Annotated in this window: 8 protein-coding genes and 1 pseudogene; 5 read left to right on the forward strand and 4 right to left on the reverse strand. The window is 69.6% G+C overall.

Annotated features, from left to right (window positions below; translation table 11 throughout):
- The first annotated feature begins 40 nt into the window (after nucleotides 1-40).
- The 4 genes and pseudogenes from tgmA (at nucleotide 41) to ACN6LD_RS18905 (ending at nucleotide 2,856) form a co-directional block, all read left to right on the forward strand.
- Nucleotides 41-343 carry a putative ATP-grasp-modified RiPP gene (gene tgmA / locus ACN6LD_RS18890; protein ID WP_319188864.1) on the forward strand — a complete coding sequence of 101 codons (303 nt, stop codon included), beginning with the start codon at nucleotides 41-43 and terminating at the stop codon, nucleotides 341-343.
- Nucleotides 340-1,321 (forward strand): annotated as a pseudogene (tgmB, locus tag ACN6LD_RS18895) (ATP-grasp ribosomal peptide maturase). The gene tgmA and the pseudogene tgmB overlap by 4 nt, the downstream one beginning before the upstream one ends.
- Nucleotides 1,311-2,498 (forward strand): ATP-grasp peptide maturase system methyltransferase, encoded by a 1,188-nt coding sequence (tgmC, locus tag ACN6LD_RS18900; RefSeq protein ID WP_319188861.1) that lies wholly within the window; start codon nucleotides 1,311-1,313, stop codon nucleotides 2,496-2,498. Before tgmB ends, tgmC begins: the two are co-directional and overlap by 11 nt.
- Nucleotides 2,499-2,529: 31 nt before the next feature.
- A complete protein-coding gene (locus ACN6LD_RS18905) occupies nucleotides 2,530-2,856 on the forward strand; it encodes a DUF6087 family protein (protein WP_319188860.1) in 327 nt (108 codons plus the stop codon).
- Here ACN6LD_RS18905 and ACN6LD_RS18910 read toward each other — a convergent pair whose 3' ends face one another.
- From ACN6LD_RS18910 to ACN6LD_RS18925, 4 genes are all read right to left on the reverse strand, one after another.
- On the reverse strand, nucleotides 2,857-4,533 hold the full coding sequence (locus ACN6LD_RS18910; RefSeq protein ID WP_319188859.1) for a relaxase/mobilization nuclease domain-containing protein: 1,677 nt from the start codon (nucleotides 4,531-4,533) through the stop codon (nucleotides 2,857-2,859). It abuts the gene before it with no gap.
- Between the two features lie 4 nt (nucleotides 4,534-4,537).
- Nucleotides 4,538-4,945: a plasmid mobilization protein gene (locus ACN6LD_RS18915; RefSeq protein ID WP_319188857.1), complete on the reverse strand. Its 408-nt coding sequence runs from the start codon at nucleotides 4,943-4,945 to the stop codon at nucleotides 4,538-4,540.
- A 389-nt stretch (nucleotides 4,946-5,334) separates the two neighbouring features.
- Nucleotides 5,335-6,501, reverse strand: coding sequence for a DUF3631 domain-containing protein (locus ACN6LD_RS18920; protein ID WP_415924846.1), 1,167 nt, complete (start codon nucleotides 6,499-6,501; stop codon nucleotides 5,335-5,337).
- 673 nt (nucleotides 6,502-7,174) lie between these two features.
- Nucleotides 7,175-7,408, reverse strand: coding sequence for a helix-turn-helix transcriptional regulator (locus ACN6LD_RS18925; RefSeq protein WP_319188855.1), 234 nt, complete (start codon nucleotides 7,406-7,408; stop codon nucleotides 7,175-7,177).
- A 464-nt stretch (nucleotides 7,409-7,872) separates the two neighbouring features.
- Between ACN6LD_RS18925 and ACN6LD_RS18930 the strand changes: the two genes are divergently transcribed.
- Nucleotides 7,873-8,154, forward strand: a complete 282-nt coding sequence (locus ACN6LD_RS18930; RefSeq protein ID WP_319188853.1) for a helix-turn-helix domain-containing protein — start codon at nucleotides 7,873-7,875, stop codon at nucleotides 8,152-8,154.
- The last annotated feature ends 100 nt before the right edge of the window (nucleotides 8,155-8,254 follow it).

An 8,254-nucleotide genomic window follows, 5' to 3' on the forward strand; every position in this document is an offset into this window, starting at 1 on the left:
CCACACGAAGGACAAGAACCTCCGACAGGAAGGAAAGACCGTGTTCAATCACATGGATCGCTTTCCCACGGGCAGCCCGCTGCCGCAGGGGCATCTGACCGCGGCCCCGTGGGCTCTGCGTCGCATCGCCCCGTACCCGCCCGTCGAAGGCCCCGTCTACGCGACGGTGACGCTGGATCCTGAGACGCAGACCGCCCGGTACTTCGACACTTCCGGGGCGCCCACCATGTCCCCGGGCCACGGCACATCCTCCGGCACGAATCCCGCGACCGGCACCACGGGCCAGGGCGACCGCAACAGCGACTCCCCGGACAGCGACACGGGGAACGACACCGACCAGTGACTCTGGTGACGAACGACGATCGTCCGGTCCTGGTCGTCACCAACCTCGACGACCCGACCGCGGACTTCGTGATCGCCGAGCTGCACGACCGGGGCATCCCGGTCGTGCGGTTCGACTCCGGTGACTTCCCCGCCGCCCTGTCGTGCTCGGCCGCCATCGGCGGCGGCACCGGCAGGTGGCGCGGAAGCGTGCATACCCCGAGCCGACGTGCCGACCTGGGCGCCGTGCGTTCCGTGTACTACCGCCGCCCCTCCGGGTTTGCCTTCCCCCACCTCGACAAGCAGGACGAACGGTTCGCCGTCGCCCAGGCGCGCTACGGGCTCGGAGGCATCCTGACCTCGCTGCCCGGCTGCCTTTACGTCAACCACCCCAATCGCATCGGCGACGCCGAGTACAAGCCGGCCGGGCTCGCGGCAGCGGCGGCGGCTGGCTTCACGCTTCCGCCGACGTTGATCACCAACGTTCCCGACGACGCGCGGGCCTTCATCAAGGCGCAAGGTCCCGTCATCTTCAAGCCGATCTCGGTTCCGCTCTACCTGGTCGACGGCAAGGCCCAGACTGTCCCCGTGACCGAGGTGACCGCCGACGAGATCGACGATTCCGTGTCCGGCACCATGCACCTCTTCCAGAAGCGGGTGGACAAGGTTGCGGATATCCGGGTGACGGTGATCGGCGAGCAGATCTTCGCCGTGCGGATCGACTCCGGTCTCCTCGACTGGCGTACCGACTACGGCACTCACACATACACGCCGCTTGCCACGCCACCCGCGGTGGAGCGGTCGATGCGTGCCTATCTGAAGCACTTCGGACTCGTCTTCGGGGCGTTCGACTTCGCGCTGACCGACCGCGGTGAGTGGATCTTCATCGAGTGCAATCCTTCTGGGCAGTGGGCAGTGGGCATGGATGGAGCCGCCGACCGGTTTACCGATGACTGCGGCACTCGCCGATCTCCTGGAAGGAGGACTCCGTGGCCAGTGAGACCGATATCGAGACGGCCGCGGTCGATCTCCGGCGCCGGCTCGCCCGACAACTGGAGAAAGACGGCTGGCTGCGCTCACCTGAGTGGCGGGCCGCCGTGGAGGCCGTGCCCCGCCACAGGTTCATCCCGCGCTTCTACCGGGAGAGCCATGCCCCGGGCGTCACCACCTGGGAGCCGGTCACTCAGGAGACGGTCGGCAAGGAGGAGTGGCTCCGGCTCGTCTACACCGACGAGACATGGATGACCCAGTTCGACGGCCGGGACATCGACTGGGCCGATCCGAAACCGATCAGCAACGCGACCCCGACCTCGTCCTCGACGTTGCCGAGCCTCGTGGTCCGGATGCTCGAAGACCTGGACGTGCAGGACGGCATGAATGTGCTGGAGATCGGCACCGGAACCGGTTACTCGACAGCACTGATGTGCCACCGGCTCGGCAGCGGCAGCGTGACCTCGATCGAGACGGACGAAGGCGTGGCCCGCCGAGCCGGCCACGCCCTCACCGGATCCGGTCACACCCCCCATCTGCTGGTGGGGGACGGCCGCGCCGGCCACCCCGACGGAGCCCCATACGACCGGCTGATCGCCACGTGCGGCTTCCGCAGCGTCCCGCCGTCTTGGCTGGAGCAGGTCCGGCCGGGCGGCGTCATCCTCACCACCCTTCGCGGCTGGATGCGCTCCCTCGGCCTGGTCAAGCTCATCGTCACCGGTGACAGCGCGAGCGGCTGGTTCAGCGAGGACGACCCAAGCTTCATGATCGCCCGCCAGCAGGATGCTCCGGAGAGCCTCGGCATGGTCCCGGGCCCCGACGACGGGACGGTACGGAAAGCCGCACGCGGGCCAGAGGTTCTCACCAGCTCCGGGCCGGCGTTCATGGCGCAGCTCGCGGCGCCGGAGGCCCGTTTCTTCTCGATGGCGGTCGACGGCGGCCCGGTCGGCACTTTTCTGCTGGACAGCGTTACCGATTCCTTCGCCGTCCTCGCTCCCACGGACCGCGGCTGGCAGGTCCGTCAGGGCGGCCCCCGCCGCCTGTGGGACGCGATTGAGTCTGCGGTGGCCACCTGGGAGGAGTACGGCTCACCGAACACCGCGGCCTTCGGCGTGACCGTCTCCCGCGACCAGCAGGCCGTCTGGCTCGGGAACCCGAACGGCCCACAGTGGCCGCTACCCTCCTGAGACAGCCGCCACCGAGCCGAGGAACGCCAGGATGGACGACGAACCGCTGACGGGCTGGGCGGAACGCCGTGACGCGAAGATCGGCCGACTGCGAGCTGTGCGTGTCATGCCCGGCGACGGGCCCAGGGCATCGCATCTGAATCCGGATGCGCCCCGCGCCATCGAGCGCTGGAACGGGCACATGTGGGAGCCGTACGGGTTCGCCGCCAGCCTGGCCGAGGCTCAGGCCATCCTGTACCCGGAGGCCAACGAGCCCTCACCCTCAGGGCCGGTTCCGAAGCCGCTCGGTTCCGGCACCGGCAAGCACCGCAAACCCCAGGCGCCCGGGCCGGACGGTGGCGGCCGGGCAGAGAGGTGATCAACGCCGCCGCGCCTGGGGCTGCGGCGGGCGCGGAGGGGTGGGGTGCCCCTCGACGTAGTGCGCGTTGGCTGCTTGGGCTCGTGGGCCGGGTGCGTGTCTTTCGCCGAGGCGGCGGATGCGCCAGGTCAGTGCGCGTGCGGGGCTGTGGGCGTCGTCTAGCGTGCGCTGGTTGAGGGCCCAGTCGAGGATCGCGGTCGGGTTGTGTCCGGCTGCTTCCGCCTCGGCGAGCACGGTGGCAAGGGCGTCCCAGGCGGGGTCGTCCAGGATGCGTTCGGCGTGCTCGGGGGCCACCTGTTGGAGGTGGCGGGCGTAGCGGTGTTGGGTCTTCGGGCTGGGTGCCCGGCTGGCGAGGCCGGCCAGGACCGGTCCGGTGATCCGAACGTACGCGGCCTGCAGGTGGATGAGGGTCTGCTCGGCTGCCGCCTGCTGCTGGGCGTTCTGGCGGGTGCGGTGCCAGTGCATCGCGTAGGCGACCGCGGTGAGCGCGACGTCCAGCAGCATCGCCAGCCCGGCCCCGTCGCCATGCCGTGCCGGGTTCTTCCAGATCGCCTGGACACTACGGCGCAGGACGCGGGCGCTGGCGTGGTCGGCGGCGATGCGGGAACGGGTGGCGCGCTCGAAGGCGATGGCGGCACGTTCGAGTTCGGCGCGCGCTGCGGCCGGGGCCGTGAGCGGGAGCAGGTCGAAAGCTGCGCCGAGCGCGGCCAGCTGGCCCTGGGCCACTTCGTCGCCGCTGCCGATGAGGTGGTGGGGGATGCGTTCGGTGGCGGCGGTGGCCTGGTGCCAGGGGTTGCCAGGCCGGACAGCCGCCGGTTCGGGGCTGGTGGTGGCGAGGCGTTGGCGGATCTTCGGCAGGGAGAGGTCGCCGGCGAGGGTGGAGCCCGCGTAGAACACGGGCTCGCCCTTGTCGTTGGTGTCGCCGGGCAGGGCGAAGTTGCAGCCGAGCGCGTCGCCGGACGGGCCGCGCTTGAGGCGCACGGTTACGCCAGTGGCCTCCAGCAGGGCGAAGAACTCGGCCTCGTCGGCCGCGGCGGCGACGGCACGTCGGACCCGCAAGCGCAGGACGTCGCGGGTGGCCGCCTCCTGGCCCAGGCGCTTGGCCTTGAAGTGCTCCTTGCTGGTGGGGCGTTTGGCGGCGGTGCCGTCGCCCGCCTTCAACCGCCTGAGCCCGTATTCGACTTCGATCTGGCGGGCTTCGCGTTGGACGGCGCGCTGGTCGTAGTCGCGCTGGGGGCGGCGGCCGTCCTGCCGTACGAGGGTGGCGGCGATGTGGATGTGGTCGTCGGCGTGACGGACGGCCACCCAGCGGCAGGCTTCCTCGTCGCCTTCGGGGGCGATGCCGGCGGCGGCGACGATCCGGCGGGCGATGTCGGCCCACTGGGCGTCGGTGAGGATCGGGTCTTCGGGTGCGGCTCGGACGGGGCAGTGCCACACGGTGTGCTTGGGTGCCTTGTCGCCCAGCATCTGCACGGGCTGGTCGAGCTGTGCGGCGAGCTGAGCCTCGATTTCCTTGGGGTCGCGGTGGGGGCTGCGGCCGGGGTCGGGGGCGAAGTCGTTCCAGGACGCCACCAGGTGCGGGTCGATGTGCTCGTTGGCCCGGCCCTTGCCGAAGAGGTAGCCGATCGTGCGGCGCGTCGCCCCTGGCCCCTTGCCGAGGATGATCTTCGGGATCAAGGACTCACCGCCCCTCTGTGATCTGGGCGACCGCGGCGTCCAACTTGGCGATGGACGCCTCGATGCGGTCCAGGAGCCGTTGGACGGTGTCGGGGTGGGGCCAGGCGCCGTCCTGGTTGAGATGCCAGGTGAGCTGGTTGAGGTTGCTGCCGACCTTGCCGAGTTGCCCGTTGGCGGCCATCAGCGTCCTCACCAGGGCGCGGTAGTCGGCGACGGCTGCGGTGGGGTCCTCGGCGCGGGCGGCGGCGAGCGCGCACTCGGCGACATAGCCGCCGGGCTTCATGCGGCTCAGGACTGCGGCCTTCTGCACGAGGGCGAACTCGTCGTCGTTGTAACGGGGATGGACGCGGCGCTCGCGCAGCTGCTTGTCACGCAGACGGCGACGCGGCGCGTGGTGGTGGCGCTCGTTCAACGACGGTTCGCCCCCTGTCTCGTTCGGCACCCCCGGGCCGAACGACCTCGGCGCCCCTGCGCCGGATGCCTCCGCCTCCCCCGGGGCGAGGGCCGGGTAAGGACTCCTTACCCGACAACTTGCTGCGCTGTCTGAGGCTGAGGTGGTGTGCGTCTGCTGCTGAGCTGTGGGGAGTTCGTGGTGCTGTTCGTGCATGGGGTGTTTCTCCGGCGGTTGGGTATGGGCGGGCGCTGTATCACATCCGTTGCGTCCGTTGCATGCCTGGTCAGCACAGGTACGGACAGTTGGGCAGGTACGGAGAAGTGCGTCCCGGCACGGGCATCCGTCCCCGCGCTGACCTGCGCGGGGACGGACGCGACGCACTGATACGGATCCCAGGGGGAGGCGGGTCAGCGGGCCCGCTTGGGTCCGGCGGCACCGGGCGGGCCGATGGGCAGCGAACCCGCCGGGGTGGTGGGCGGCTTGCCCTGGGTCGGGCGCGCGGGCGTGGCGTCGTGCGCGGGCTCGGGTGTCGCCTTGGTGAGACCGGGGCAGTGGCGGGCCCAGGCGTCGAGGAACCGGTTACGGGCGTACGCCTTGGCCTGCCTGCCCTCGTCGAAGCGGTAGTTGGCGGGGCGAATGTCGAAGTCCCGCAGCAGGTTGCTCAGGTGGTAGGCGTTCAGCCCCTTGGTGCCATGCTCCGCCCAGGGGGCGTCTGCGTCCTGGAGCAGGGCGGCGACCAGGTCCTGGGTGGACAGGGTCTCGGGGTTGCCGTGCGCCTCGAAGACGCGGTGGATGTCGCGTAGCAGCCGGGTCTTCAGGCTGCTCTGCTCGTCCTGGACCGCCTCGTGCCGGGTCATCGCCACACAGGCCGCACGGGACCTTGCGGGCCAGTGGCCGCCGGCCAGGTCGGCGATGATGACCAGCGGTTCCCAGGTGTCCGCCGCCCGGTCCTGCACCGGCATCGCCGGCACCATACCGGCAGCAGTGCCGCGCAGTGGTCCCAGCCAGGCGGCCAGCCGGTCACGTAGCGCGTTGAGTTCGGGCGCCGAGTACCGCGAGCGGAACGGGGCGACCTTCTCGCCGGGCTTGCGCTTCTGCATCCGCAGTACGACCGCCCGGTCCGTGATCGTGTCCGGCAGGTCGCCGATGCCCGCGAGCGCCGCCATGGCGAAGGTGGGATACGGGGTGGGCTTGTGCTCGGGGCCGGAGATCCGCCAGGCGGGCCGGTTGCGCTGATGGCCCGCGTTCAGCAGGCCGCGCAGGTCCTCCTTGTCGCCGGCCTTGGGGCCGAAGATGGTGTCGGCCTCATCCACCAGCAGGGTGGGCGGGTTCTTGCCGATGACGCGGAAGATGACCGCCGGGGAGGTGTTCACCGTCATCATCGGCTTGTGCACGGTCTCGTGCAGCACGTCCAGGACGCGGGACTTGCCGCAGCCCTTCGTCGGGCTCATTACCGCCAGGCGGGGCGCGTGCTGCAGAGCGGTCTGGATGTGCGTGGCCGCCACCCACAGCGTGACTGCGATCAGTGCCTCCTCACTGGGCAGCACCACGTACTTGCCGATCGCCGCCCGCAACTCATCCAGCAATTCCGCACCCTCACCGGAATGCTCCGTGCGGTCTGCCGGTCCCCTTGGAGGCTGGGAGTTGGTCCCGTGATCCGGTCCCCGTGTGTCGACGGGACCGGTCCCGTCCCGCTGGGCGGTCCCCGTCACGGGATTGTCGGTCCCCAGCGATCGGCGGGGACCGTGATCACGGTCCCCATTGCGGTCCCCTGGTGTAACGGGCCCCTCTTGGGGACCGGCCCCCGTTTCCACGGCGTTGGCCTGCGGTTTCCCACCGGATGTGGATATGGGGACCGTGACCTGCGTGGGCCGAGAACCAGGTGCGTCGCGGGGACCGTCCCCAACAGCAGCCGCGTCGGCAGGAGGCTGGGGACCGTGTGTTTCTGCATCAGCCGATGGCTCGACGGTCCCCGATGCGGGGGACTGTGTGTCCGCCTGGTCCCCGCGGTGCCAGGGGATGCCTTCGCCGGGGACCGCGGGAGTGGGCCAGCCCATGGGAGATGTGTTCGGGGTGGTGGGGGACGTAGAGTCCGCCATAGGCGTTCCTTTCCGGTGACGGGCAGGACGGGCAAGGTCCCGCCCCTCACCAGCTCGTTCATTCAGGGATGGGTATTCGGCAGGGGAGTCTTCGGCCCTCGGCGTTGGCGCGCCGGGGGCCGCTTCGTTGTCCCCGTCAGGCGCGGGGTCAGGCCGTGAGGTCGTACGACGTCTGGGCGTCCAGCCACGCGTCCACCTCCCGCCAGCGGTAGCGCAGGTGACGGCCGACCTTGTGGACGCTGGGGCCGATGCCCCGGTACTTCCACTGGTAGAGCGTCTTCACCGGCACCCCGAGGTAGGCGGCCACGTCGGTGGGAGTGGCGAGCTGGTCACGCTCGGCGCCGACAAGGCGCGGGGAGTGGTTCGGCAATGAGGTCTCCATATCGGAATCAAGGTTTTGGATGGCAGGCGTGGGCAACACAGCCACACCACCAGCGGAAGCGTCCAGAGTGGATTCTGAACCCCCGGCTACTTCTCTCGGCGTGGCCGGGAAGACCAAAACAGTAAGGGCGGATCACCGGTTGCCGAAATCGCTCTCGCGGAAGCAGGAATTTTCTGTGGAGAAGCGACCGGATGAGGTGCCGGAATCCGATACATCAGCAGCTCAGAGGCGGCGTCCAGTAGTCAGCAGTTACACCGTCAGCCCTCTGGACACCGCAGTCGATAGCCGCTCAAATCGCCCACATTTTTGATGCGGAGGGAAGGTAGCACAACCTCCCCGCTGAAACGGCTCGCGATGTGCCGGAATTCGACGAGACGAACACCACTTCGCCCCCGGACGCCTTTTGGAGAGTTTAAGAACTAACTCTTGCCATGGCGGCCGGCTGCAAGTTAAAGCTATCTGTCATGCCCAACCGACCTGTCGAAATAGGCCCCGCCGGCCTCCATACCGCCCGCGCCATCGAGCACCTACGCCTCGTGCGCGAACTGACCCAGCACCAACTCGCCGCCCGCTGCACCGCACTGGGCCGCCCGATGGCCAACACCACCCTCAGCCGCACCGAACGCGCCCGTCGCCGCTGCGACGTAGACGACCTCGTCGCCCTCGCCACAGTGCTCGGCGTTTCACCCGCGGCCCTGCTCCTGCCGCTCCCGTCGGCGTCTGGTGATGACCGGAGGGGGTGCTAGATCCTGTCTGGCGTTCGGATCACGAGTTCGGGAGATCGCCTGCGCGCCGAGGTCTGTTCTTGATAGGCCGTCAGTCATGGCGCGAGGCGATCTCACCGAC

This window comes from Streptomyces sp. SAS_272 (genome assembly GCF_052543235.1).